Source organism: Clostridium sp. E02, from assembly GCF_003833015.1.
In the GTDB taxonomy this organism is placed as follows: Bacteria; Bacillota; Clostridia; order Lachnospirales; family Lachnospiraceae; genus Lacrimispora.
This window is the reverse complement of sequence record NZ_RJLQ01000094.1, coordinates 1-241: the sequence shown is the minus strand read 5'-3', so window position 1 is coordinate 241 and position 241 is coordinate 1. Positions and strand designations below refer to the sequence as shown.

Below are 241 nucleotides of genomic sequence, written 5' to 3'. Positions count from 1 at the left end.
CAGTGGGCCCGGTATCACTCGTGGGTCCAGTATCACCAGTCGGTCCGGTAGGCCCAGTATCGCCAGTAGGTCCGGTGTCGCCAGTCGGCCCGGTATCGCCAGTCGGCCCGGTATCGCCAGTCGGCCCGGTATCGCCAGTCGGCCCAGTGGGTCCAGTATCGCCAGTGGGTCCGGTGTCGCCAGTTGATCCATTGAGACCGGTATCGCCAGTGGGACCAGTATCGCCGGTAGGCCCGGTATC

General features: G+C 65.6%; 1 protein-coding gene. It reads right to left on the bottom strand.

The annotated features are described in order from the left end of the window. A partial coding sequence (locus EFT72_RS19080; RefSeq protein ID WP_243110070.1) for a hypothetical protein occupies window positions 1-241 on the bottom strand: 241 nt, incomplete at both ends.